Origin of the sequence: Planosporangium spinosum (genome assembly GCF_049999945.1) — a bacterium.
Taxonomy (GTDB): Bacteria; Actinomycetota; Actinomycetes; order Mycobacteriales; family Micromonosporaceae; genus Planosporangium; species Planosporangium spinosum.
Genome location: NZ_JBLYUB010000018.1, coordinates 135172 through 158692 on the forward strand (window position 1 = coordinate 135172; position 23521 = coordinate 158692).

The 23521-nt window shown below is 72.8% G+C and carries 21 protein-coding genes and 3 tRNA genes; 18 read left to right on the forward strand and 6 right to left on the reverse strand.

The window, feature by feature from the left end:
- Positions 1 to 74: 74 nt before the first annotated feature.
- Positions 75 to 1736, reverse strand: coding sequence for an IniB N-terminal domain-containing protein (locus ACNTMW_RS23180; protein WP_426635866.1), 1662 nt, complete (start codon positions 1734 to 1736; stop codon positions 75 to 77).
- 312 nt (positions 1737 to 2048) lie between these two features.
- Here ACNTMW_RS23180 and ACNTMW_RS23185 point away from each other — a divergent pair, with 312 nt between their 5' ends.
- Positions 2049 to 3572 carry an Hsp70 family protein gene (locus ACNTMW_RS23185; RefSeq protein ID WP_426635867.1) on the forward strand — a complete coding sequence of 508 codons (1524 nt, stop codon included), beginning with the start codon at positions 2049 to 2051 and terminating at the stop codon, positions 3570 to 3572.
- Positions 3573 to 3600: 28 nt separating this feature from the next.
- On the forward strand, positions 3601 to 6186 hold the full coding sequence (locus ACNTMW_RS23190) for a helix-turn-helix transcriptional regulator (RefSeq protein WP_426635868.1): 2586 nt from the start codon (positions 3601 to 3603) through the stop codon (positions 6184 to 6186).
- A gap of 41 nt (positions 6187 to 6227) precedes the next feature.
- Here the strand turns inward: ACNTMW_RS23190 and ACNTMW_RS23195 are convergent, their stop codons facing one another.
- Positions 6228 to 6614, reverse strand: coding sequence for a DUF2267 domain-containing protein (locus ACNTMW_RS23195; protein ID WP_426635869.1), 387 nt, complete (start codon positions 6612 to 6614; stop codon positions 6228 to 6230).
- A 162-nt stretch (positions 6615 to 6776) separates the two neighbouring features.
- On the opposite strand from ACNTMW_RS23195, the gene ACNTMW_RS23200 reads away from it, so the two are divergent.
- Together ACNTMW_RS23200 and ACNTMW_RS23205 are read left to right on the forward strand one after the other, a co-directional pair.
- The gene (locus ACNTMW_RS23200; protein WP_426635870.1) at positions 6777 to 7205 is read left to right on the forward strand and encodes a carboxymuconolactone decarboxylase family protein; all 429 of its coding nucleotides are present in this window, start codon (positions 6777 to 6779) and stop codon (positions 7203 to 7205) included.
- Entirely contained in the window at positions 7202 to 7357 is a 156-nt protein-coding gene (locus ACNTMW_RS23205) for a hypothetical protein (RefSeq protein ID WP_426635871.1), read from the forward strand. The genes ACNTMW_RS23200 and ACNTMW_RS23205 overlap by 4 nt, the downstream gene beginning before the upstream one ends.
- Here ACNTMW_RS23205 and ACNTMW_RS23210 read toward each other — a convergent pair.
- On the reverse strand, positions 7350 to 7931 hold the full coding sequence (locus ACNTMW_RS23210; RefSeq protein ID WP_426635872.1) for a hypothetical protein: 582 nt from the start codon (positions 7929 to 7931) through the stop codon (positions 7350 to 7352). The genes ACNTMW_RS23205 and ACNTMW_RS23210 overlap by 8 nt on opposite strands.
- A 42-nt stretch (positions 7932 to 7973) precedes the next feature.
- The gene (locus ACNTMW_RS23215) at positions 7974 to 8369 is read right to left on the reverse strand and encodes a cupin domain-containing protein (RefSeq protein ID WP_426635873.1); all 396 of its coding nucleotides are present in this window, start codon (positions 8367 to 8369) and stop codon (positions 7974 to 7976) included.
- A 288-nt stretch (positions 8370 to 8657) separates the two neighbouring features.
- On the opposite strand from ACNTMW_RS23215, the gene ACNTMW_RS23220 reads away from it, so the two are divergent.
- The 4 genes from ACNTMW_RS23220 (at position 8658) to ACNTMW_RS23235 (ending at position 13282) form a co-directional block, all read left to right on the forward strand.
- Positions 8658 to 8936, forward strand: a complete 279-nt coding sequence (locus ACNTMW_RS23220) for a hypothetical protein (protein ID WP_426635874.1) — start codon at positions 8658 to 8660, stop codon at positions 8934 to 8936.
- A gap of 238 nt (positions 8937 to 9174) precedes the next feature.
- The gene (locus ACNTMW_RS23225; RefSeq protein WP_426635875.1) at positions 9175 to 10812 is read left to right on the forward strand and encodes a C40 family peptidase; all 1638 of its coding nucleotides are present in this window, start codon (positions 9175 to 9177) and stop codon (positions 10810 to 10812) included.
- Positions 10813 to 10975: 163 nt separating this feature from the next.
- Complete coding sequence (locus ACNTMW_RS23230; RefSeq protein WP_426635876.1) at positions 10976 to 12268, forward strand: helix-turn-helix domain-containing protein; 1293 nt, start codon at positions 10976 to 10978, stop codon at positions 12266 to 12268.
- Positions 12269 to 12508: 240 nt separating this feature from the next.
- Positions 12509 to 13282, forward strand: coding sequence for a helix-turn-helix domain-containing protein (locus tag ACNTMW_RS23235; protein ID WP_426635877.1), 774 nt, complete (start codon positions 12509 to 12511; stop codon positions 13280 to 13282).
- A 93-nt stretch (positions 13283 to 13375) separates the two neighbouring features.
- Here ACNTMW_RS23235 and ACNTMW_RS23240 read toward each other — a convergent pair whose 3' ends face one another.
- Positions 13376 to 14323 (reverse strand): phytoene/squalene synthase family protein, encoded by a 948-nt coding sequence (locus ACNTMW_RS23240; protein WP_426635878.1) that lies wholly within the window; start codon positions 14321 to 14323, stop codon positions 13376 to 13378.
- Positions 14324 to 14459: 136 nt separating this feature from the next.
- Between ACNTMW_RS23240 and crtI the strand changes: the two genes are divergently transcribed.
- The 10 genes from crtI (at position 14460) to ACNTMW_RS23290 (ending at position 22388) form a co-directional block, all read left to right on the forward strand.
- The gene (gene crtI, locus ACNTMW_RS23245; protein ID WP_426635879.1) at positions 14460 to 15950 is read left to right on the forward strand and encodes a phytoene desaturase family protein; all 1491 of its coding nucleotides are present in this window, start codon (positions 14460 to 14462) and stop codon (positions 15948 to 15950) included.
- On the forward strand, positions 15947 to 16492 hold the full coding sequence (gene idi / locus ACNTMW_RS23250; RefSeq protein ID WP_426635880.1) for an isopentenyl-diphosphate Delta-isomerase: 546 nt from the start codon (positions 15947 to 15949) through the stop codon (positions 16490 to 16492). Before crtI ends, idi begins: the two co-directional genes overlap by 4 nt.
- Positions 16489 to 17412, forward strand: a complete 924-nt coding sequence (locus tag ACNTMW_RS23255) for a MerR family transcriptional regulator (RefSeq protein WP_426635881.1) — start codon at positions 16489 to 16491, stop codon at positions 17410 to 17412. Before idi ends, ACNTMW_RS23255 begins: the two co-directional genes overlap by 4 nt.
- A gap of 200 nt (positions 17413 to 17612) precedes the next feature.
- On the forward strand, positions 17613 to 18557 hold the full coding sequence (locus tag ACNTMW_RS23260) for a polysaccharide deacetylase family protein (protein ID WP_426635882.1): 945 nt from the start codon (positions 17613 to 17615) through the stop codon (positions 18555 to 18557).
- 169 nt (positions 18558 to 18726) lie between these two features.
- Positions 18727 to 18799, forward strand: a tRNA-Glu gene (locus ACNTMW_RS23265).
- Between the two features lie 38 nt (positions 18800 to 18837).
- A tRNA-Asp gene (locus ACNTMW_RS23270) sits at positions 18838 to 18911 on the forward strand.
- Between the two features lie 74 nt (positions 18912 to 18985).
- Positions 18986 to 19062 (forward strand) — tRNA-Phe (locus ACNTMW_RS23275).
- Positions 19063 to 20047: 985 nt separating this feature from the next.
- Positions 20048 to 20473 (forward strand): GntR family transcriptional regulator, encoded by a 426-nt coding sequence (locus tag ACNTMW_RS23280; RefSeq protein WP_426635883.1) that lies wholly within the window; start codon positions 20048 to 20050, stop codon positions 20471 to 20473.
- On the forward strand, positions 20470 to 21381 hold the full coding sequence (locus ACNTMW_RS23285; RefSeq protein ID WP_426635884.1) for an ABC transporter ATP-binding protein: 912 nt from the start codon (positions 20470 to 20472) through the stop codon (positions 21379 to 21381). Before ACNTMW_RS23280 ends, ACNTMW_RS23285 begins: the two co-directional genes overlap by 4 nt.
- Positions 21378 to 22388 (forward strand): ABC transporter permease subunit, encoded by a 1011-nt coding sequence (locus ACNTMW_RS23290; RefSeq protein WP_426635885.1) that lies wholly within the window; start codon positions 21378 to 21380, stop codon positions 22386 to 22388. Before ACNTMW_RS23285 ends, ACNTMW_RS23290 begins: the two co-directional genes overlap by 4 nt.
- Positions 22389 to 22495: 107 nt before the next feature.
- Here the strand turns inward: ACNTMW_RS23290 and ACNTMW_RS23295 are convergent, their stop codons facing one another.
- Complete coding sequence (locus ACNTMW_RS23295; protein WP_426635886.1) at positions 22496 to 23335, reverse strand: site-specific integrase; 840 nt, start codon at positions 23333 to 23335, stop codon at positions 22496 to 22498.
- Between the last annotated feature and the right edge of the window lie 186 nt (positions 23336 to 23521).

A 23521-nucleotide genomic window follows, 5' to 3' on the forward strand; every position in this document is an offset into this window, starting at 1 on the left:
CATTAAGCGGGGTCGGAGGCCGGACCCGCCGCTGGCGGGTCCGGCCTCCGTGGGGTACCCCCCGGATCTCGGGCTCAGAGCAGGCCGTCGAGCAGGCCGTGCTGCGACGCGTCGGTGTGCGCGGTCGCGTCGGTGTGAGCCGTACCGGTCACGCCGAGGTCGCCGGTGACGTTACCCACGCCCACGCTGTTCAGCGTGCCGCCGACGGTGCCGGTGACGCCACCGAGCAGGCCGTCGTGGCCGAGCAGGCCGTCGGTGCCGGTCACGCCGCCCACGGTGCTGCCGACCGTGCCGGTCACGCCACCGACCAGGCCGTCGTGGCCGAGCAGGCCGTCGGTGCCGGTCACGCCGCCCACGGTGCTGCCGACCGTGCCGGTCACGCCACCGACCAGGCCACCGTGGCCGAGCAGGCCGTCGGTGCCGGTCACGCCGCCCACGGTGCTGCCGACCGTGCCGCCGACCAGACCGTCCACCGTGCCACCCACGGTCCCGCCGACCACGCCGTGCACCGTGTCGCCGACCGTCCCGCCGACCACGTTGTCGACCGTACCGGCGACGGTGCCACCGACCAGACCGTGCACCGTGCCACCCACGGTCCCGCCGACTACGTTGTCGACCGTACCGGCGACGGTGCCACCGACGAGGTTGTTGACCGTGCCACCGACGAGGTTGTTGACCGTGCCACCGACCAGGCCGTTGACCGTGCCGCCGACCACGTTGTTGACGGTGCCGCCGACCACGTTGTTGACGGTGCCGCCGACCAGGCCGTTGACCGTGCCGCCCACGGTCCCGCCGACCAGGCCGTTGACCGTGCCACCCACGGTCCCGCCGACCAGACCGTCCACCGTGCCACCCACGGTCCCGCCGACCAGACCGTCCACCGTGCCCAGCACGCCGTGGACCGGGCCGCCGACCAGACCGTCCACCGTGCCACCCACGGTCCCGTTGACCAGGCCGCCCACCGTGCCCAGCACGCCCTCGACCGGCGAGCCGCCGAGCACACCACCGACGGTGCCACCGACCAGACCGGTCACGTTACCGACGAGGCCACCGACGGTGCCGAGCACGCCGTCCACCACCGGCAGGCCGGTGACCAGGCCGGTCGCGCCGCTCACGACACCGTCAGCGGTCCCGACCACGCCGGTGGCCTCCTTGCCGACCGTGCCGAGCACGGCGGAGTCGAGGGTGCCGGCCAGGTCGTTCACGCCGGACAGGTCGGCCGCCACGCCGGTGCTGCTGACCGCGGCGCTCACGCCCGGAAGCACGCCGGCACCGACGCCGATCCCGCCGACCACCGGCAGGACCGCCGAGGTGACCCCACCCAGGACGTTCACGTCGAGGTTGTTGCTGTGCGTGTTGCTCAGGGTGACGTGCTGCACCACGGCCTGGAGCTGCGCGACGACGGCGGCCGGCTCGCTGGTGGCCGTACCGATCTCCAGGGTGTCGAGGTCGGCGATGGCCGGCACGCCCTGCACCGGGAGGCTGTCCACGACGAGCGCCAGGACGTCCTGGACGTCGGCGACGGTCAGGCCCTCAAGCCCGGCCTGCTGCAGGCACCCGTGCGGGTCGAGCAGGAAGGCGTTCTTGGCGTCGGTGTCGACGAGCAGGTTCAGCACGAAGTCGTGCAGCGTCTGGGGTGCCTCCACCGCCGGCGCCGCGGCCGGCAGGGTGGTCGCGGCCGGAGCCGTGGCGTCTACGCTCGCGTTCGCCGACACGTCGGCGTTGGGGTCCATCATGTGAGGCTCTCCTCGAAACAGCGTGGCCGGGGGGTCGATCTGGACGCGCTGTTCCAGACCGAGAAGAAACCTATGGGCCGGCCGCGGCACCGGACATCGGGGCGCGTCCCCCCTCGTTCCCCCGTGCCGCCGGGGCACTGATCACCTTTCGCGTTAGGGGATTAGGGGATCGGCCGCGGCGAGATTTAGGGTCCCGGGTACGCCCCCATGTCTGGTACGAAAGGGGAGCCCAGCACGGGTTTCACCGGAAAGGGTCGAGCGTCGCCGGTGGGAGTCCGGCAGAACCTTCTGTCCGGTGGAGGTGTGGGTCGGATGGCGTACGTCCTCGGTATCGACATCGGCGGTACCTGCACGAGTGCCGCGGTCTCCCGACTCGTGGGCCCGACCTGGGGCCGCCCGGAGATCGTCCGGCTCGACGGACAGTCGTCCGCCGTCCCGTCGGTACTGCACGTGGCCGCCAACGGGTCGTTCACGGTCGGTGACCCCGCCCGCGACGGCCTGCTGGTCGACGGCGGCCGGGTCGCCCGGGGCTTCGTCGGGCGGATCGGCGACGACGTCCCGATGGTCGTGGCCGGTGAGGCGTGCAAGCCGCAGACGCTCGCCGCGGTCCTGGCGATGTGGGTGGTCGAGCGGGTCCTGGCGCAGGAGGGTGCCCACCCCGAGCACATCGTGCTGACCCACCCGGCGGGCTGGGGCCAGTACCGCAAGCGGCTGCTGCACGAGGCGCTCTGGGAGATCGGCCTGACCAACGTGACCCTGCTCCCCAGGCCGGTCACCGCCGCCGAGTGCCACTCGTTCCAGGGATTCAACGGCCGCACCCTGGCCGTGTACGCGCTGGGCGGCACCAGCTTCGAGATGTCGGTGGTGCGCCGGGCCCAACCGGCCGGCTTCCAGGTGCTGGGCTCGGCCGCCGGGGTCGAGCCGCTCGGCGGGGTGGACTTCGACGAGGCGCTCGTCGACCATGTCCGGGCCGCCATCGCCCACCAGATCGGCGCCGGTCAACTCGGCGACCCCCGGGTACGGCTGGCGCTGTCCGGGCTGCCCGTGGAGTGCTCCCGGGCCAAGGAGACCCTGACCGTCGCCACCGAGACCGACGTACGGGTCCACCTTCCACAGGGGCCGGTGGAGGTCCACCTCACCCGGGCCGAGTTCGAGGAGCTGATCCGGCCGGCGCTGGAGCTGACGGTGGACACCCTGGACCGGACGATCCGGCTGGTCGGCCTGCGCGCCGAGCAGCTCGACGGCATCCTGCTGGTCGGTGGGTCGGCCCGGATACCGCTCGTCACGGAGCTGGTCACCGCCCGGTTCCCCGGCGCGGCCGAGGTCACGGCCGAGGCCGACCCCCAGGTCACCGTCGCCACCGGGGCCGCGCTCGCGGCCTGCCAGATCCTGGCGCTGGCCAGCCGGCGGCACGACCCGAACTGGCGACGGCAGCCGGCGCCGATCGAGTACCCGGACGGCGGACCGCCGTCCCTGCCCCAGGAACGGGCCGACGACGGCGAGGACGACCACCGCGAGCCGCCGCCGCGGCCACCGGTGACGGTCACCCCGCTGGACCTGCCCAGGCCGCGGTCGACGTCCCGACTGGTACCCGGCCGCGGCTTCCGGGCGTTCGGTTTGGTGATCGCGCCGGTCGTGATAGGCATGATGGCGACCATGTCGTTCGATACCCCCACATCGGCCCGGATGAGCGGGGCACGGGAGTACGGTGCTCCCGTCGGATCCGCGTCCGCCGTGATCCTGGCGACCGCGCCGACACCGACCGTCACCGCACCGTCCGCCTCGACGCCGCCGGCGCCGACACCGACCGCCCCGACCCGGAGCAGCGGGCTGTAGCCCGGCCCCCACCTTCATGAGGACCCTCTTGACGTCGCACACCGCCGCCGAACCCCGCCTCGTGCTCGACCAGCAGAGCCAGGCGCTCCTCGATGCGGTCGACGCGAATCCGCATGCTCCGGTGAGCATCGGCATCCACGCGCCGGGTGGGTACGGCAAGAGCGTCGTCCTCCGCGAGCTGGCCCGCGCCTACCGGCGGGCCGGCGTCACCGTGGTCAACGGATGGCGTGCCGGCGCGGAGCCGGTCGGTGAGGACAGCGTCCTGCTCGTCGACGACGCGCACCTGCTCGACGCGGTGCGGCTGGACGCGTTGCGGCGGCTGGCCGAGGCGCGGCGGCACCGGCTCGCGGTCGCGTACCGGCCGTGGCCGCGCCCGCCGGCGCTGGCCGACCTGTCGGAGGTGCTGAAGCGGGACCGGTCGCCGCTGGTGCTCTGCCCGTTCACCGAGGAGCAGACCGCCGCGTACCTCGCGCTGGCGTTCGGCGGCGAGCCGCCGCCGACGACGGTGGCGTTCGTGCACGCCCAGACCGGCGGGGTGCCGCGGTTCGTCGACCGGCTGGCGCGGGCGCTCGGCCCGGACGGAGCGGCCGGCCCGGCCGGCACCCTGCCGGCCGAGGCGCCCCAGGCCGCGGTGATCCAGTTCGGCGCGGACCTGGAGGACCTCGACGACGACGTCCGGCGGTTGCTGCTGGCCGCCGCGACCGGCGTGGACCTACCGGTCCACCTGCTCAGCACGCTGCTGGAGAAGGATCCGGACGCGGTCGACGAGATCGTCAAGGCGGCCCGGGCGGCCGGCCTGCTCGGCCCCGACGACCGGGTACCCCCGATCGTGCGGCGGGCGGTCGCCGCGCTCAGCCCCGCGACGTACCGGGTCGCGGTGTGGCAGCGGCTGGCCGAACTCCAGGCGCGGCGCGGCGCGCCGCTCCTGCCGTTGGGGCGCGCGCTGCTGGGCGCCGGCGTCGCGGGCGGCTCCCTCGCCGCGGTGTACGAGGCGGCCGGTGACGAGGCGCTGACCGAGGAGCCGGCGCTCGCGGCCGACCTCTTCGCCGCCGCTGCCGCCGCCGGCCGGCCGACCGTGGCCCGCCAGGCGGTGGCGGCGGCGCTCGCCGGTGACCTCGACTCGGCACTGCGCCTGTCCGACCGGCTGATCGCCGCGAACAGCTCACCGGAGCGCGCGGACGGGGCGGCGGTGGCGGCCGTGGCGCTGACCCACCGCGGGCACATAGGCCGCGGCGCCGAGCTGTACCGCTGGTCGGGCACGGCGTCGTCGGTCGCGTTCGCCACCATCGGGTACCTGGGCACCGGGTACCCGGAGGAGTTCGACCGGCTGCTGGCCAACCGGGCCGCGGACGGCCCGCCGACGCTGCTGGCCAGCGCGGCGCTGCTGATGGCCCGCGGGGTCCGGGAGACCCTGGCCGGCTCGCCGACCACCGCGCTGTCGGCGCTGGTCCAGGCGTCGGCGCTGCTGGAGCCGGCGGGACGGGCGGCGCTGCTGCCCGACAGCCCGGCGGCGCTCGCCGCACTGGTGGCGGTGCACTGCGGCGAGTTCGACATCGCCGAACGGGTCCTCGACCGGGCGGTCGCCGCGCGGATGGGCGGCGTGCTGATGTCCCGGCGGCACCGGCTGCTCCAGGCCTGGATCCAGATGATGCGGGGACGTACCGCCGCTGCCGCGCACACCCTCGCGACGGTCACCGCCACGGGCGGCCCACTCGAATCGCGGGACCTGCTCTTCGCGACCGCGCTGGAGATGGGCATCGCCCGGCGCAACAGCGACCTGGCGGCGCTCCAGCGCGGCTGGGGGCACGCGCGCGAGGCGGTCGTACGGCACCCGGTGGACCTGTTCACCCTGCTGCCTCTGGGCGAGTTCGCCATCGCGGCGGCCCGCCTGGGCGACCTGGGCGCGCTGATGCCGTACCTGGGGGACGCCCGCGCGCTGCTGGAGCGGCTGGGCAACCCCACGCTGTGGGCGACGCCCCTGCACTGGAGCTCCCTGCACGCCGCGATCCAGGCCGAGGAGCCAGCGGCGGTCGACGACCACGTGCGGGCCCTGGCCGCTGCGGTCGGACACACCCGGTACGGGTCGGTGGTCGCCGTCGCGGCGGAGAGCTGGGTCGAGGTGCTGTACGGAGCCGTCGACCCGGTGAAGGTGGAGGCGGCCGCCCGTGGCCTGCACAGCGCGGGGCTGTCCTGGGACGGCGCCCGGCTGGCGGGGCAGGCGGCGATCCGGACGTCGGACCGCCGGGCCATGACCGCGCTGCTGGACTGCGCGCGGATGTTGCAGGGGCGGCCGACCGGCCCCCGGTCGGCGGGGCAGCCGGCGCAACCGGCGGCGGCACAGGTGGCGGACGCCGTCGCCGAACCGGCCGACAGCCGGCTCAGCGAGCGCGAGCAGGAGGTGGCGGACCTCGTCCTCGCCGGCATGACGTACAAGCAGATCGGGGACCGCCTGTTCATCTCGGCCAAGACGGTCGAGCACCATGTCGCCCGGATCCGGCAGCGCCTCAACTGCGGCAGCCGCAGCGAGCTGCTGGCCAAACTGCGCGCGATGGCGGCGGGGCGGTCGGGCGACGGGGCGGCCACGGTGCCGTGGCCCCGGCAGCCGTCGCCCTGACGCGGCCCGGCGCGCTCGTCACCGGTGCCTGACCGGCCTCGTCACCGGCGCCTGGCCACGGCCGGCACGAGGTTCTGGAACTCCTTGGGCAGCTGCGCCAGGACACCCTCGAGCTCGGCGCCGCTGACCGCGCCGTGCAGGGTCTGGAACACCGTTTGGACGCCGTTTGCCGCGGTGGACCGGTCCACGCCGGCGCGCAGGCTCACCCGTCGGTTGAACTCGTTCAGGTCGAGCGCTTCGGCCGGCTCGTCCTTCGCCTCCAGGAACGGCTGAAGCTGCTTGGGCAGTTGCGCCGCCAGGTCGTGGGCCTCTCCGCCGGTGATCCGCTCCGCGAGCGTCACGAGGGTCGCCCAGGTGACGGCCTCCGCCTCCCCCAACGAGCCGCCCATCCGCTCGGACACCTTCTCGATGAACTGCGCGTAGCTCATCTCCGGCCTCCTCCCGCCGGTTGCGGCCCGGTCTGGCTACCCGCCGGTCACCGGAAGAAACTGGCCGGTGGTCGGCGGGAGCGGCAGGGGTATGGCACCCGTCACACCACCCGACTGTCACGCCGCGGACGGCATACCCGTCGTTGTGGCATGAGCGAACGAATGAGCATCAGCGAATTCCCCGCCGGGGCGTACCAGGCGGTCATCGGCCTGGAACGCTACATCCGGGAAAACGTGGACCACACCGTCCTCGAGCTGGTCAAGCTGCGCGCCTCGATACTGAACGGCTGCGCCTTCTGCGTGGACATGCACAGCCGGGACGCCCTGGCCGCCGGCGAGGACAGCCGCCGGCTGTTCGCGGTCGCCGCCTGGCGGGAGGCGCCGTTCTTCACCGAGCGGGAGCGGGCCGCGCTGGCGCTGACCGACGCGGTCACCCGGCTCGGCGAGCACGGCGTACCCGACGACGTCTGGAACGGCGCGCTCGCGCACTGGTCCCGGGACGAGGTGGCCAACCTCGTCGTCGCGATTGCGACCATCAACGTGTGGAACCGGTTGGCGGTGACGACCCGAGCCCAGGCCCCGACGGCGTGACGACCGCGGCCGAGGAGTTCCTGGCGCACCGGCCCGTGCGGTACGGGCCGGTGTACCGGCTGCTCGGCAGCGCGCACGACGCGCAGGTGGGCGTCCGGCCGGATGCCCACCTGCGCGGGTCGGCCGTTGACCACGGTGCGGGCCTCAGCTGACGGCCGCCGCGCGGAGCGGGCCGGGTGCGGGCTGGCCGTCCAGCGCCGTCGGGTCGACGCTCCAGGCGCGGGCCAGCCGCATCACGTCGTCCTCGGACACCAGAATGTCGGCGTCCTCGTCCGGTACGGCCGGCAGGCCGATGGTCACCTCGGTGTCGTCGGGCGCACCCCGCCACTCGGTGACCTCCCCGGTCTCGCCGACGTACTCGAACGAGCGCACCAGGACGCCGTCGACGGCGCGCTGCCACCGGTGCAGCTCCGACACCCGGTAGGTGGCGAAGAACTGCACCTCGGTACCGAGGGTGGCGGACAGGGCAGCGACGTCCAGGGTGCCGGCGGTGCGCAGCAGCCACCGGCCGGCGACGAGCAGCCACCGGGCCTGGGCGGCACCGGGCAGCGGCGGGGTGAGCACCAGCCGGTCGTCGGTCAGGTACGCCAGGTCGATCCCGTTGCGCCACGACGCCGGCCCCAGGTCGCGCAGGCCCAGCGCCGCCGCGACCGCCGCCGGGTCGCCATCACGTACCGCAAGCCACGCCTGCTTGGGACCGAAGCCGACCATGGTTTCGCCGTCCATGCCCCGTACGCTACCGATCGTGACGGGCCCCGGCAGGGCAGGTCACGCGGGCGTCGGCGGCTGGTCCAAGCCGGCCTCCTCGGCCGCGTCGGCCTCGTCCTTGGTCTTGTGCACCACCCCGTCGGCGTGCTCGGGTGGCCCGTAGACGGTGTAGAGCACCAGCGGGTTCGGTCCGGCGTTGACGAAGTTGTGCCGGGCGCCGGCCGGTACGACGACCAGGTCGCCCTGGGTCACCTTCTTCGTCTCGCCGTCGACGGTCGCCTCGGCGACGCCACTGACGAACGTCAGGATCTGGTCGGTGTCCGGGTGGACCTCCTCGCCGATCTCGCCGCCCGGCGGAATCGTCATGATGACCAACTGGGTGTGCTGGCCGGTCCACAGGACCCGGCGGAAGTCGGGGCTCTGCTCGGCGACGGTTGCGATCGTGAACTGCTCCATGCCCGTGCATTACCCCGACGCGCCCTGCTTCACCCCGAGGCCCGCGCCACTCTCCGCGCCGCCGAACCGCGCCGCCGAACCGCGCCGTCGATCCGTGCCGCCGAACCGTGCCGCCGAACCGCGCGCTGACCGGCCCGTACCGGTTGACCGGTCATTGATCGGCAGCCCGGCCGATGACCGGTGTTGATTGATCCGTCCCCGGCCGGGTCCCGGACAACGCCCGCTACGCGTACCAACGAGGGGCGGCACGCACCGGCGGGCCGCACCACCCGACGAACGGGGAGACAGTTGACCAACGCTCCGGCCGCGCGGGGGTTCGCCAAGAAACCGGCGGCGCTCGCGATCGGCGCGGCGGCGGCGCTCGCGATCGGCGTGGCGCCGGCCGTGGCGGCCTCCGCCGCGACGCGCAAGACCGGCTACGCCCGCATCTACAACTCCGGCCACCGGGCCTCCTGCTTCGAGGTCCCCACCGGTGGCTCGGCGCCGGACTTCGCCGACATCCGGCTGAGCAACGGGCTCCTCGCCAACGACACCATGAACTCGTTCCACGTCAACCACCACTGCTGATGGCCTCGTCGTCCGCTGCCGGGATGCCGGCCGGTGGCGGGCGGCGGAGCCCGGCCGCCGGGGGCGCCCCGCCGCGATGTCCGATCAGGACCTACGGCGACCGCAGAACGCCCGGTACCACCGGGCCGCGGCCGGCGCCGGACGAGATCCCGACCGCGAAGGCGGACGTCGCGGGCGAGCAGTGGGTCGCCGCCCAACCCTGACCCCCGGAAATCCGTACCCCACAAAGGAGAGCGCATTGCATCGTCGACTGGCGGCCAGTCTGGCCACCGCGGTACTCGCGGTCGCCGGCCAGGCCGCGTGGATGGGGCTGACCGCCCCCGCGGCGAGTGCCGCGACCACGTTCACGGCCAAGGCCGACCTCAACGGACGGGACGGCGCGTCGCTGGACGCGAACGTGGTGAAGGAGAACATGTACCTGGCCGGCAAGCCGGTCACGGTGACCTGTCAGGACCGGGGCGGCATGGCCTACGGCTCCACGATCTGGGACAAGACCACGGACAACGTCTGGGTCCCGGACGCGTACGTGAAGACCGGCTACGACGGGTTCGCGACGGGCGTGCCGCGCTGTAGCGACCTCGGCCAGGACGGGCACCAGTTCCTGGCGAAGGCGGACCTGAACGGGCGCGCTGGACCGTCGCTGAGCGCGCGGCTGGTGCAGGAGAACATGTACACCGCCGGCAACTGGGTCACCGTCGTGTGCCAGACCTCGGGCGACGCGGCATACGGGTCGACGATCTGGGACAAGACCGGCGACGGCGTGTACGTGCCGGACGCGTACGTGAAGACCGGCTACGACGGGTTCGTGCCGGGCGTCGCCCGCTGCTCGTCCTCGACGCCCAGCCGGTTCGGTTTCAAGGCGAAGGTGGACCTGGCCGGGCGGGACGCGAAGTCCACCTCGGCGCGCGAGGTGAAGACGTACCCGGCCGACAGCACCGTGTACATCACCTGCCAGGCGATCGGGGCCAACGCGTACGGCTCCAACATCTGGGACAAGACCACCGACAACCTGTGGGTCGCCGACCACTACCTCAAGACCGGCTACGACAGCTTCACCCCGGGCGTACCGCGCTGCTCCGGTGATGACGACACGTCCGGCAGCGGCGGCGGGTACCCGGCCAAGGTGGACCTGGCCGGCCGCAGCGCGAAGTCCACGTCGGCCACCGAGGTCAAGACGTACCCGGCCGGCAGCACCGTGTACATCACCTGCCAGGCGTACGGCTCCTACGCGTACGGCTCGTACATCTGGAACAAGACCACCGACAACCTGTGGGTCGCCGACTACTACCTCAAGACCGGCACCGACGGGTTCCTGTCCAACATGCCGCGCTGCGACAACGACCCGCCGTCCGGCGGTCCGGGCGGTGGCGGCGGCTCGGCCGGGGACTGCAGCGACGGTCACGGTCGCATCGGCGGCCCGGCCGGCTCGACCGCGGGTACCGCGACCGAGCGCGTCAACCGGGTCATCTCGGCCGCGCGGTCGATGACGGGCAAGGGTCTGAGCTACTCGTGGGGCGGTGGCGGCAAGGGTGGCCCGTCCTGCGGGATCAGCTCGCCGAGCCCGGGCGGGTACTACGACTACAACGTGTACGGCTTCGACTGCTCCGGCTACACGCTCTACGCCTTCTGGAAGGGCGCCGGCATCGACATCGGCCCGAACACGGGCAGCCAGGAGAACGCCGGCCGGCACCTGCCGTACAGCCAACGCCAGCCCGGCGACCTGATCTTCTGGTACTCCGGCGGGGTCTCCACGCACGTGGCGATCTACCTCGGCAACGACCAGATGCTGGAGGCGGCCCCGCCGCGGGGTACGGGCAGCGTCCACGAGACCGCGGTGTACGGCTCGCACGCGGAGGTCGTGCGGGTCATCGGCTGATGCGGGTGGGTGGGTCGCGCGGTGTGCGCGCCCCACCCACCTCGCCATCCGGCCGCCGGCGTGACGTGGCTCAATGAGCGTCAGGACGGTACGTCTATATAGGATTGAGCGGACCTGGCACGATCCCATCGACGAACGGTTACGTCGATGGGAGGGGACAGCCGTGGCCCGTCATGAGCGAGCGGTGGACCCGGCGGCCGGGCCGCTGCAGAGGTTCGCCTACGAACTGCGGAAGGCGCGCGCCGAGGCGGGCAACCCGACGTACCGGGCACTCGCCAAGACCGCCGGCTACAGCGCCACCACGTTGTCCGAGGCCGCCGGCGGCCTGCGCAAGCCGACCCTGGAGGTCGTGCTGGCGTACGTCGGGGCCTGCGGCGGCGACGTCGACGAATGGCGCCGGCGCTGGTACGAACTCGACACGGAACTGTCCGACCGCCGCGCCGCCGGACCGCCGGAACTGGCCGGCACCCCCGCGGACCTGCCGGAACCGGCCACCACGCCGCCGGATGCGGCAGAGCCGGCCACCGCCTCGACCCAGGCGGCAGAGCCGGCCGCCACCCCGGTGGACCACCCGGGCCCGCCGGTGCCGCCGCCCCTTTCCGACCCTCCGCGGCCCGGCGCGTCGGCCCGGCCGCGGTGGCGGCGGCGTGCCGTCATCGCGTCGACGGCGGCCGTCGCGGTGACCGCCGCCGTCGGTATCGGGGAGGCGCGCTGGCCCCGACACCAGCAGCCGGCGGGTACGGCGTCCCCGACAGCCGGGTCCTGCCCGAAGCTGCCCCGCCACCCGGCGTTCACCGCCACGACGTACGGGCCGGGGGCGCGGGCGCGCACCGGCGCGGCGCGCGACCAACCGTCCCCGTACATGATCCCGACCAACTGCGTGGTCGGGTTCACCGGGTACTGCCTGGGTCAGATGGTGTACGACGCGACCGGCGAGGTCCCGGACGTGCGCTGGTTCAAGCTCGAGGACGGCAATGTCGTCTCGTCCGCGGTCGTGCACGGCAACCCGCCGGAGACGGTGAAGCCGTCCCGCTGCGAGCACGACCGGCCCAGCCCCGACGCGGTCGCCCTGGCGGTCAGCGCCGACCCGGACCGGCCGGGCGGGATGGTGCTGTCGGCCACCGGTGCCAACCTCGACCTCGTCGGCTTCGCGGTGTCCTACGGGCAGACACCCGGCCGGGACGGCACTCGCGAGTGGAAGCAGGTCGGCTTCACCGCGGCGAAGGACGGACTGTTCACGGTCGCCCTGGCCGGCGCGCCCGCGACCGCCGCGGCGGCCGGCGGCCAGGCCGTCGTCGCCGCCACGGCCTGCCTGGGTGGGGACGACCCCACCGACGTGGTGGACGTCAAGGCGGTACGTCTCGACCCGCTCACCGCGTCGGAGCAACACCCGCCCCTCGACCGGCGGGAGCTGACGGCGGCCGGGCGGGCGGCGTGCCAGTACCCCACCAGTTGAGGCCGGCCGATGTCCGGGTCGAACTCCGGTCGACGACGCCGCGGGGCACCGCGGCGCGTCCAAACGGCCGACGCCGATGGCGGTCCGGATGCGCCGCGCAACTTTATCGCAGGATCTTGCATCATCTGGCAATCACGGTACGACACGTTGCCCTTACCGATGGTGAATAGTTGAGTGGCTTTCGGTCCGGTCCGGTGCATTCACGGGGAGCTGATGGATACCCACCGCTTTGCCGCTCGTATGGGCAGCGCCTTGCCGTCCCTGGTCCGCTGGGGACTGTCGCCCGACGCTGACCTCGTCTACCGCACCCTGGTGTCGCTGGACACGGCACGAGAGAGCCAACTCGCCCACGAGCTGGGGATGGCTCACGAACGGGTCCGTGAAGCGATGCGCGAACTGGCCCACGCGGGCGCCATCCGGCGGGTCACGTCGCCCTCCCGCCGCGCGCCCAAGACAACCGGCCGGGCCGTCTGGGCCGCCCGCCAACCCAACCAGGTCGTCCGGCTACTGCACGGCCACCGCACCCGCCCGCTCGGGCCGCCCGCCCTCCGGGGCCGGGCCGCCGAACCGAGCGCACCGCCGCCGAGGACGCCACGCGCCATGGACCCAGCGACGACACCGTCACCGCCGCCACCCGAGCCCGCACCGCCAACCGCCCAGGTCCACCTGGGCCCACCATGCCCCCGCCCGGGCGGTCCCGACCGCCCAGGCAGCGACAGCCGGCGCTGGATACCGCACCAGCCCACCCCGCCGATGTTGGAGACGCTGAACGGCGGCCAGCACGAGGACGCGCCGCCGATCGCGCTCACGCCCCGGGAGCGGGCGATCGTCGAACTGCTCGCGCAAGGGCACACCGACGAGACCGCCGCCCGCGAGCTCGACCTCAGCCGGCGCACCGTCGGCTATGCGCTCGGCGGCCTGATGAGCCGCCTCGGCGTGGACAACCGGTTCCAGCTCGGGCTCGCGCTCGGCGCGATGCGCGCGGCCACCCCGGTGCCCCGCAACCGCACGTAGGCCGGCCGCGCGGTTGATCGTCGCGTTCCTGCTGGTCGCCGCCGCGCCGACCGGCGGGTCTCGGCCAACGCCGGGTTGTCGTGTACCCGCAGATCACGCGTGAACAGTACGACGGTCGTCCGCACCGACCGACCCTTCCGCCACGGCCGATCCGGCCGGCGTCGCGAGCGCCGCGAGCGCCGCCCCGGCGCGCCGCCACCCCGGCACCCGGACCCGCCCGGCGAACACGTCGTAGTCACGCTTGCGGACCTCGTCGAGGATCCCGCCGTAGAGGTGGTACGCCGCCCGGATGCACCCCTGTGACGACGGGGCGAGCATGGTCACCCCGGGAGCGGCCAGCGCGTAGTGCTCGCGGGCCCGCCGCACCTCGAACGCGATCAGGTCCCGGATCGCGTCACCGGCCGGCCCGGCGCCGGCCAGGCCGCCGGCCGCCCGCGCGGCCGCCAGGTCGGCCGGGCCGACCCCGAACCGGTCCAGGTCCTCGCGCGGCAGGTAGACCCGGCCCAGGCCCAGGTCCTCGGCCACGTCGCGGATGAAGTTGGTGAGCTGGAACGCGAGCCCGAGCTGGCGGGCGGGTTCCCGGGCGGCCACCGGGTCCGGTGACCCCAGGATCGGCAGCATCATCGTCCCGATCACCGCCGCCGACCCCTCCATGTAGTCGAGCAGGTCGTCGTACGTGTCGTAGCCGGTGATCGTCAGGTCCATCGCCATGCTGGCGAGGAACGTGCGGAAGTCGTCCGGGTCGATGCCGAAGACGCGGATGGTGTGCAGCACCGCCGGAAGGAGAGGGTCGGTGGTGTCGCCGCCGTCGAGGCCGGCCAGGAACGCCTCCGACCAGGCAGCGAGCCGGGCGGCCCGCTCGGCGGGCGGAAGCGCTTCGGTGCGGTCGACGATCTCGTCGGCGTGGCGGGTGAAGCCGTACAGGGCGTGCACGTGCCGGCGCTTCCAGGCCGGCAGGAGGCGGGTGGCCAGGTAGTAGCTGCGGCCGTGCCGGCGGTGCAGCTCGCGGCAGCGCTCGTACGACGCGGCGAGTGGTTCCATCCCCGGCTCCATCTACCGACCCATCTCCGTGGCAAAACGACGCATAAATCGACGCAACGAGAAGCCTACGCTACGCTTCGACGCAGGGCCAGGGCGGCGCCAGCCGTCCACCCAGCGGCCCACGAGGAGGAACGACGTGCGAAGCGTTACCGGCCCGACCGGCCGGGTCGTGATCGTCGGCGCCGGACTCGGCGGGCTGTCCTGCGCGATCCGGTTGGCCGCCACCGGCCGGGAAGTGACCGTACTGGAGCGCGAGTCCTACCCCGGTGGCCGTGCCGGCAAACTCAGCCTCGACGGGTACTCGTTCGACACCGGCCCGACCGTGCTCACCATGCCCGACCTGCTGGCCGACCTCGTCGGCTGCGTCGGCGAGGACCTCGACGACTGGCTCCCGCTCAGCCGCCTAGACCCGGCCTACCGGGCGCACTTCCCGGACGGGTCGACCCTCGACGTGATCACCGACACCGCCCGGATGGCCGGGGAGGTGTCCCGGGTGTGCGGGCCCCGGGAGGCCGACGGGTACCTGCGCTTCGTCGACTACACCCGTGACCTGTGGCGCCTGGAGCGCGACGACTTCATCGGCCGCAACCTCGACACGCCGCGCGACCTGCTCACCGCGAACCTGCTGCGACTGGTCGCACGCGGCGGCTTCCGGCGGCTGAAGACCAAGGTCGACCAGTTCTTCCGGGACGAACGTACCCGCCGGATCTTCTCGTTCCAGGCGATGTACGCCGGGCTCGCCCCGCACGACGCCCTCGCCCTGTACGCGGTGATCTCCTACCTCGACACGGTCGCCGGTGTCTACTTCCCGGCCGGCGGTATGCACGCGGTGCCGAAGGCCCTCGCGGGCGTCGCCGCGAAGCACGGCGTCACCATCCGGTACGACACGACGGTCACCGGCGTGGTCACCGGCGCCGGGCGGGCCCGCGGCGTGACCGTCCACAACGGTGATTTCATCCCCGCCGACGTGGTCGTCCTCAACCCGGACCTGCCGGTCGCCTACCGCGACCTGCTGCCCGGCCGGCCGAACCGGCGGCTGTCGCGGCTGCGCTACTCGCCCTCGTGCGTGGTGCTGCATGTGGGGTCGACGAAAGGGTACGAGCGGATCGCCCACCACAACATCCACTTCGGACGGGCCTGGCGGCGTACCTTCGACGAGGTCATCAACCAGGGACGGCTGATGAGCGACCCGTCGCTGCTCGTCACCAACCCGAGCCGGTCGGACCCGGCGGTCGCGCCGGCGGGGCGGCACACGTACTACGTCCTGGCACCGGCGCCCAACCTCGTCCGGGCCCGAGTCGACTGGCGAGGTGGCGCCGCGCCGCTGTACCGTGGCGACCTCGTCGACACGCTCGAACAGCGGGGGTACACCGGCTTCGGCGCGGGTATAGAGGTGTCGCACCTGGTCACCCCGGCCGACTGGGCCGACGCCGGAATGGCGGCCGGTACCCCGTTCGCCGCGGCGCACACGCTGAGCCAGACCGGGCCGTTCCGCCCCGGCAACCTGCACCCCACCCTGGACAATGTCGTCTTCGTCGGTTCCGGCACCCAGCCGGGCGTCGGCGTACCCATGGTCGTCATCTCCGGCCGACTGGCCGCCGAGCGTGTCACGGGAGCAACGTCATGAGCCGCGAGGAGACGCTGGTCGAACTGGTCGACGCAGCCGGAGTGGCGATCGGTTCGGCCACCGTCGCCGCGGCGCACACCGCGCCGGGCCAACTGCACCGGGCGTTCTCGGTCCTGCTCGTCGATCCCGCGGGCCGACTGCTGCTGCAACAGCGCGCCGAGGCCAAGACCCGCTTCCCGCTGCGCTGGGCCAACGCCTGCTGCGGCCACCCCGCACCGGGCGAGGACCTGGTCACCGCGGCCACCCGGCGGCTGGGCGAGGAACTGGGCCTGGAATCGATCGCCCTCAAGCCGGTCGGCGTGTACGTCTACCGCGCCCTGGACCCGGTCACCGAACGGGTGGAGCACGAGTACGACCACGTCCTGGTCGGCGAGGTCCGCGACGAGCAGCCCCGGCCCGACCCGGCCGAGGTCGCCGCCGTCCGGTGGGCCTGCCCGTACGACGTGCGTCGCGCCGTCACCGCACAGCCCTGGTCGTACGCGCCCTGGCTGGCCGGCGTCGTCGCGGTCTGGGACGCGGCGGTGTCGGAGCCCAACGGGTGAGCGACGAGCTGTTGAGCGCCGGAGCGGCCGCCCGCCGCCTCGGTGTGGCGGTCACCACGCTGCGCAGCTGGCACCAGCGGTACGGGCTGGGGCCGAGCGGGCACGAGCCGGGCCACCACCGCCGCTACACCGGTGACGACATGGCCCGCCTGGTGCTGATGCAGCAGTTGGTGACCGCCGGTGTGACGCCGGCGGAGGCCGCCCGGTGGGCCCGGCGGTCGCCCCGGACCGGCACCTCCGCACCGCCGTCGCGACAGGCACCGACGGACGGCGCCACCCGCGACGGCGGCGGTCACGCCCTCGCCCTCGGCGCCGCCGGGTCGGCCGCGCGCGGGCTCGGCCGGGCCGCGCTGCGCCTCGACGTCCTCGGCGTGCGTGACCTGGTGGCGGCCGCGGTGACCGAGCGAGGGGTCGTCGATGCCTGGGACCAGGTGCTGTGCCCGGTCCTCGCCGCGGTCGGCGAGCGGGCGGCAGACTCGGACGAACTGGTCGAAGTGGAGCACATCCTCTCGGGCTGCGTCTCGGCGGTGTTCGCGTCCCTGGCCCGGCCACCGCGCGACCGCCCGGTCCGGCTGCTGCTGTCGTGCACCGACGAGGAGCAGCACAGCCTGCCGATCGAGGCCCTGGCCGCCGCGCTCGCCGTCGGTGGGGTCCCGGCCCGGGTCCTGGGAGCGCGCGTACCGCCGAACGCCCTGCGCGCCGCGGTACGCCGCACCGGGCCGGTGGCCGTACTGCTCTGGTCGCACGCCCGCGCCACCGCCGACCCGGCCCAGCTGTCCGGGCTGCTGTCCGGGCCCGGCCGCCCGACCGTCGTCGCGGCGGGTGGGCCCGGCTGGGACCCGGACACGCTGCCGCCCGGCGTCGTCGTACCCGCGACCCTGCCCGACGCCGTCGAGCTGTTCACGGCCGCCGTCGGCTGAACACCCGGCCTCCGGCGGGGCGGGGTGTCGACCGATGACACCCGTCGAAGCGCTGCGGCGCGCCGACGGGAACCGCAGCGAGTTCCCCGATCCATGTTTCAACGGCGCGGTACCGGCCATAGCGCTCCTGCCCTCCCCACCCGTTCCGGGACCCCTCGCGGCGGCCGCCGTCGGCGGCCCCGAGCCTTGCTGGAGTACGCATGCCGCCGCACCGCAACCGTGCCTCGGCGTTACTGGCCGGGGCCGTCGTCGTCATGCTCGCCGGTTGGACGGGCGAGAGCAGTACCGACCGGGCGGCGTCGACCTCCTCCCCGCTCCGAACCCACGGCCAGGGGCATCCGCCCGGCCACCCGGCCACGCCGCCGCCACGGACGACGGGTACGGCGCGCCTACCTCCGGCCGTACCGGCCATAACGTCACCCACGGCCACCGCGCTGCCGTCCGTACCGTCACCCGTCGCGGCCATCCCCACGGCCGCGACGTTCAGCCCCGGCGCGCTGGTGCGGGTCACCGGCACCGACGGGGTCGCGCTCACCTTCGACGACGGGCCCGGCGCTCAGACCATGCCGATGCTCGACCTGCTGCGCTCCTGGGGCGTGACGGCGACGTTCTGCCTGATCGGCGAGAACGTGCGGGCGCATCCCGACCTGGTACGGGCGATCGTGCGCGACGGGCACACCCTGTGCAACCACACCTGGAACCACGATCTCGCCCTCGGCCGGCGGTCGAAGGACGCGATCCGCGCCGACCTCCAGCGAACCAATGACGAGATCCACAAGGCCGCCCCCGGCGTCCCGGTCAGGTACTTCCGCCATCCGGGCGGTGCGTGGACACCGGCCGCGGTGCGGGTCGCCGCGGAGCTGGGGATGGTCTCGATCGACTGGGACGTCGACCCGGTCGACTGGAACACCGCCACCTTCGGAGTCGGCCCGACGATGGCCAACCACGTCATCGCGATCCTCAAGCAAGGGGTACGGCCGGGCTCGATCGTGCTCTCCCACGACGGCGGCGGCGACCGGACCGGCACGGTCACGGCGTACCGGGCGCTCCTGCCGTACCTGATCCGGGAGCGCCGGCTGCGCCTGGTCGCGTTGCCGCCCAGCGACGGGTACGAGCCGGTCCAGCGCGCCCCGCAGCCGAGGTAGCCCGGGAGGGCCGGGAGCCGAGGAGACCGGCAACCGGAGGGTCCGGTCGCCGAGAGGGGGTAGTCGTTTTGCAGACCGTTGTGCGGTCACGTATGCTTTCCAAGCCTCCGGCGGGGCCGGACGGGAGGTACACCGCGCACCGTCGCACATGTGCGATGATTGCGGGGCCGCCCCCATCGTCTAGCGGCCCAGGACGCCGCCCTTTCAAGGCGGTAGCACGGGTTCGAATCCCGTTGGGGGCACGACAACGCCGATATGGCAACATAACGGCTACAGACAAGGTCCTGTGGAGCAGTTGGAGTGCTCGCCGCCCTGTCAAGGCGGAGGTCGCGGGTTCAAGTCCCGTCAGGACCGCAAGCGCGGTCGCCGTGCGTGAGACCACGCGCGGCGACTCGCTCGTTCGGCAGGTAGGATTGCCGAGCGACCGAGGGCAGGTAGCTCAGTCGGTACGAGCGTCCGCCTGAAAAGCGGAAGGTCGGCGGTTCGACCCCGCCCCTGCCCACCAGACCCTTCGCCGGGCTGACGAAGACGGTGACCAGCGGAAACGCCGGTCACCGTTTTTGTTTTCACAGATCTCGGTTTGACGCGTTGGCGGCCGGTGTTGACCTCTGTTTACTGCCCGTTGAGGCACGCCGGGGGCACGCTGATCTTGTGGATGGCGGTAGCCATGGCACTTTCGGTGACGCATCCCACACCGAAGGATCGCGGGAGCTTCGATCATGGCCGTTCTTCTGCCAACCCCCGATAGATGCCGGATCTTCGCCAGCCGATTGGCGTCAAGGGTGACCGTAGGCCATCGGCTCGCCGACGCGAAGCGCCCGTGACACTGGGCGGGCGGCGTAGAGCCTCGGGCATCGGGGGATGGCGTCGGCCTGGTCCTCGTCGTCATCGCCGCCGGGGAGCGTCCACGGTATTCGAGGGCAAGCCGGCTTGCCGGCGCGACAGCCAATCGCCGGAAGCACGACGGCGGGCGACCGCCCGGGCGACCGTTCCGGCTTGCCTGGCTGGAGCAGCTCGTCGCGCGGTGCGCTTGATCAGTCAGGCAGGGCTCTCACCGTGCGATCGACCAGGTCTCGGGCACCGTTGCAGACCGCCGGGTCAACATCAGCTAGCAGTCCTCGAAGAGTCGACCGGAAGCGGACGCGGTCGGCCGAGGTGACACACGCTAGTTCGAACAGTGCGCCGCTGAGGATGCCGTTGAGGTGGTCGCCGTGCCGTGGATCTGCCATATGCCACGCCGCCGCGAACAGGCGCAGTGCCGGCCGATCGCCCCGTCGTAGCAAGGCTGCGGCGGTCACAGCGGTATCGCCAGGATCAAGCAGTAGGCGGCGCACCACGGCCCCCTGTATCCTTGTCCTATGGACATAGATAAAGGAGCCAGCGGTCGAGTGGACGGCAGCGCCGCCGCTTCCCCGCCTGGCGGGCACAGCGGAGGAAGAACGCCGCACGACCCCGGACAGCCTGCGCCGGGTTCGCCGATCGAGTTCCGGTTGGATCCAGGCTCCGGGGTACCGACCTACCTGCAGCTTGTGCACCAGGTGGAACACGCGCTACGGCTGGGCTACCTCAAGCACGGTGATCAGCTGCCGAAGGTCAGGGACGTGGTGGCCTCGCTGGCGATCAACCCAAACACGGTGCTGAAGGCGTACAAGGAACTGGAGACCAAGGGCCTGGCGGCCGGCCGGCCCGGCCAGGGCACGTTCATCCAGGCCACGCTGAGCCAGGTCGCACTGCCAGAGCTGACCGCGTTGCGCCGCTCCCTGTCGGGCTGGTTGGCCACCGCGGACGGGGCCGGGCTCGACCAGGACGGGATCGTGGCGCTGTTCGCCAGCACGCTGCGGGATTTCTATAAGCGCCGCAGCGGGTTGCGTACGCGTGGCGGCGCAGCGAGCGGCGAAACGGAGGGCGTCGCATGAACGTCGTCGAGGCTCATGGCCTGGGCAAGCGGTACGGCAGCGCTTGGGCGCTGCGGGAGTGCACGCTGGCGATCCCCGCCGGGCACGTGACCGCGCTGGTCGGCCCGAACGGCGCAGGCAAGACCACGCTGCTGAACCTGACGGTCGGCCTGGCCGTACCGTCCGCGGGTGCCGTCGCCGTGCTCGGCGGCTGGCCCGCCGGGTCCCCGGCGGCGCTGGACGGCATCGCGTACGTCGCCCAGGACACACCGGTGTACCCGAACCTGTCCGCCGACGACATGCTGCACCTGACCGGCAATCTGAACCGGCGCTTCGACCGAGCGTACGCGCGGGCCCGGCTGGCCGAGCTGGGCATCCCCTTGAATCGGAAGGTCGGCAGGCTTTCCGGCGGGCAGCGGGCGCAGCTCGCGCTGACGGTGGCGCTGGCCCGGCGGCCACGACTGCTGGTGCTGGATGAGCCGGTGGCGATGCTGGACCCGGTCGCCCGGCACGACTTCATGGCCACGGTACTGGCGGCGGCGGCCGACGACGGGATGTCCGTGCTGCTGTCCTCGCACGTGCTGGCCGAACTGGAGCGGGTGGCCGACTACCTGGTCCTGCTGTCCGCAGGCCGGGTGCAGATGGCCGGCGGGGTCGACGACCTGCTCGCCGCCCACCGGATGCTGACCGGGCCGGTCGCCGCGGCCGACCGGTACACCGACCGGCCGGTGGTGCACGCCCGCCGCGGCGAAGCACAGGCCCACCTGCTGGTCCGGGCCAGCGCCGACGATCCGGTCCCGCCCGGTTGGGAGGCGCACCCGGTCGGCCTGGAAGAACTCACCCTTGCCTACCTGCGCGAGCCCGGCGCGGCGGCGCTGCCCGGTCCGAGCCGCAGCCGGAACACCACAATGACGGAGGTGACCAGATGACCGCGCTAACTATGCCCGCCAGGCCGACACACGACAGCGGCCTGCGGCCGGTGCCGTGGCGGCGGATGGCCTGGGTCACCTGGCGGCAACACCGTGCGGCGCTGGGCGGCGTGGCCGTGTTCCTCGGCGCGTTCGCGATGTACCTGTGGCTGTCCGGCCTTCAGATGCACCACGCCTACGCGACCGACTGCCGCCCGGGAAGCTCACTCGCCTGCGGGGACTTCACCGGCAGATACGGCCCCACCGCGGTTCTCGTCAGCATCTTTCTCCAAGCGGTGCCGGCGCTGATCGGGGCGTTCATCGGGGTGCCAGTGCTGGCCCGAGAGATGGAGACCGGCACCTTCCGGTACGCCTGGACCCAGGGCATTGGCCGGTGGCGCTGGACGCTCGGCAAGCTGGTGCCGCTGGCGGTCGCGGTGGCAGCCGCAGCCGGGGCATTCAGCGCGCTGTCCTCCTGGTACAACCAGCCGTTCATCGCCGCGGGCTACGCGAACCCGTTCTCAGCCCGCTTGTTCGGCCTGAGCGGGATCGCGTTCGCCGCCTGGACCCTCGCAGCTTTCGCGATCGGCGCCCTGGCCGGGATGCTCATCCGCCGGGTCGTCCCCGCGATCGCCGCCACCTTGGCCGTCTACGCCGGACTCGCTCTCGCGACTGGCCTGTTCCTCCGCGAGCATTACATGACACCGCTGGTCACCAACAAACCCGACCTGCCCGGTTCCGCGTGGGCTGTGAGCCAGTGGTACACCAAGGACGGCAAGTTCGCGTTCCCCGCCCGGGGCTCCCAGCTCGTCAACGCCGTCGAGCAGCTCTGCAACGGGAACCGCGGCAGCGCTGCGACCGGCAGCCCCGCGCAGTGCCTCACCCAACACGGCTACACGCTATGGACCAACTACCAGCCCGGCAGCCGATTCTGGTCCTTCCAGTGGATCGAGGGCGGCTGGCTGCTCGCACTGTCCGTGCTGCTCATCGCCACAACCGTCTGGCTGGTCCGCCGCCGGGCAACCTGAATCATCCCGGCGTATTCCGGTCGGACCTGCAGTAGACAGTTTTCCTACGTCTGTGCGCCCGACGCCAGTTGCAGCGTCCCGGCCGGGACCCTGCAACTGGCGTCGGGCTATTTCAGCCGATCGTCCAGCCGCTTGAGGGCGGCCCGCTTCTCCTCCAGCGAGGCGTGAGTGTAGATCGTCATGGTGACTCCGATGTCCGCGTGACCCACGATGTCCCGGACGATGTGCGGCGGTACGCCGAGATCCAGTAGCAGGGTCACGCAACTGTGACGGAGATCGTGAAACCGCATCTCGCCCAGACCGACCGCCTCCCGCAGCGGGTACCAACTGCGCCGCAGGTTGTCCGGCTCGATCGGCGTGCCGGTGGCGCTGGTGAACACGTACCCGGTCGCCTGCCAGCCCGTACCGGCCCGCTTCGCCTCCTCCTTCTGGCGTTCCTTGTGCGCCTTCAGCGCTTCCACGCACAGGCCGATCAAGGGGACCGTGCGGCGAGACGTTCGAGTCTTGGGCAGGACGGCCCGCAGCTCTCCCCCGACTCGAAAGCGTGTGAGTGGTTGCTGACCCACCAAATTGACAATTGCTGCGCGTTTACGAGGTCGCGTAGGTCCTCCACCGTCAGCCACGGCTTGACGCGATGGATCATCCGGTGGCAGTTGGAGCAGATGAGGGCGACGTCGTTGAGCCGGGTTTCCGTCTCTCCCGTGACGTAGAGGAGCGTGCGGTGGGGCACTCGATGTCGTCGAGACCGCCCGGTGGTGTGCGCTGGGTGCAGGGGATCCAGGCCATAACAGCGCCGACGTTGGTGTGATGACCAGCACAGAACCGACCAGGATCATGCGTCTTCCGAGACGTGGCCGCTCTCCTGCCGTCCTCCGGCCGATGCCGGATCGGCGCCGGCCGGTCGGGGTCGAGGGTGGCCGTCGGGGTCGAGGGTGGCCGTAGCGCATCGGCGTGTCGACGCGTAGCGCCCTCGACGCCGGGCGGGTGGCGTAGAACCTCGGGCATCGGGGGGTGTCCCTATGGGTTTGGTCAAGCGGCGACGGGGCGGGGCTGGTAGGTGGTCTTGTCGCGGAGCATGGCGTGTAGGACGTCGATGCGGCGTCGGGCCAGGCAGATGAGGGCGGCGTTGTGTT

What these genes read in the sequence shown, in the direction of transcription:
- ACNTMW_RS23180 (WP_426635866.1), bottom strand. Translation starts at nt 1,736, where the DNA reads ATGATGGACCCCAACGCCGACGTGTCGGCGAACGCGAGCGTAGACGCC.
- ACNTMW_RS23185 (WP_426635867.1), top strand. Translation starts at nt 2,049, where the DNA reads ATGGCGTACGTCCTCGGTATCGACATCGGCGGTACCTGCACGAGTGCC.
- ACNTMW_RS23195 (WP_426635869.1), bottom strand. Translation starts at nt 6,614, where the DNA reads ATGAGCTACGCGCAGTTCATCGAGAAGGTGTCCGAGCGGATGGGCGGC.
- ACNTMW_RS23200 (WP_426635870.1), top strand. Translation starts at nt 6,777, where the DNA reads ATGAGCATCAGCGAATTCCCCGCCGGGGCGTACCAGGCGGTCATCGGC.
- ACNTMW_RS23210 (WP_426635872.1), bottom strand. Translation starts at nt 7,931, where the DNA reads ATGGACGGCGAAACCATGGTCGGCTTCGGTCCCAAGCAGGCGTGGCTT.
- ACNTMW_RS23215 (WP_426635873.1), bottom strand. Translation starts at nt 8,369, where the DNA reads ATGGAGCAGTTCACGATCGCAACCGTCGCCGAGCAGAGCCCCGACTTC.
- ACNTMW_RS23235 (WP_426635877.1), top strand. Translation starts at nt 12,509, where the DNA reads ATGGGCAGCGCCTTGCCGTCCCTGGTCCGCTGGGGACTGTCGCCCGAC.
- ACNTMW_RS23240 (WP_426635878.1), bottom strand. Translation starts at nt 14,323, where the DNA reads ATGGAACCACTCGCCGCGTCGTACGAGCGCTGCCGCGAGCTGCACCGC.
- idi (WP_426635880.1), top strand. Translation starts at nt 15,947, where the DNA reads ATGAGCCGCGAGGAGACGCTGGTCGAACTGGTCGACGCAGCCGGAGTG.
- ACNTMW_RS23260 (WP_426635882.1), top strand. Translation starts at nt 17,613, where the DNA reads ATGCCGCCGCACCGCAACCGTGCCTCGGCGTTACTGGCCGGGGCCGTC.
- ACNTMW_RS23285 (WP_426635884.1), top strand. Translation starts at nt 20,470, where the DNA reads ATGAACGTCGTCGAGGCTCATGGCCTGGGCAAGCGGTACGGCAGCGCT.
- ACNTMW_RS23290 (WP_426635885.1), top strand. Translation starts at nt 21,378, where the DNA reads ATGACCGCGCTAACTATGCCCGCCAGGCCGACACACGACAGCGGCCTG.
- ACNTMW_RS23295 (WP_426635886.1), bottom strand. Translation starts at nt 23,335, where the DNA reads ATGCGCTACGGCCACCCTCGACCCCGACGGCCACCCTCGACCCCGACC.